This window comes from Christiangramia marina, assembly GCF_048285865.1.
Lineage (GTDB): Bacteria > Bacteroidota > Bacteroidia > Flavobacteriales > Flavobacteriaceae > Christiangramia > Christiangramia marina.
Genome location: NZ_JBLVTK010000036.1, coordinates 1 through 327 on the forward strand (window position 1 = coordinate 1; position 327 = coordinate 327).

Annotated in this window: 1 pseudogene; it reads right to left on the minus strand. The window is 67.0% G+C overall.

Going from position 1 to position 327, the window contains the following annotated elements:
* Positions 1–327, minus strand: a pseudogene (locus ACNKXS_RS15190) (nitrite reductase (NAD(P)H)); the annotation flags it as partial.

A 327-nucleotide genomic window follows, 5' to 3' on the forward strand; every position in this document is an offset into this window, starting at 1 on the left:
CGATCAGGCCCACGTCCTTGCCCTGCGCCTCGGCGCACTCGCGGGTGCAGCCGGATACGCCGAACTTGATCTTGTGCGGCGCGCGCAGGCCCTTGTAGCGGTTCTCCAGCGCGATCGCGAACGCCAGGCTGTCGCCGACGCCGTAGCGGCACCAGGTCGAGCCGACGCAGGATTTCACGGTGCGCAGCGACTTGCCGTAGGCGTGTCCCGATTCGAAACCGGCCGCGATCAGCTCTTCCCAGATGTCGGGCAACTGCTCCAGGCGGGCACCGAACAGGTCGACGCGCTGGCCGCCCGTGATCTTGGTGTACAGCCCGTATTTCTTCG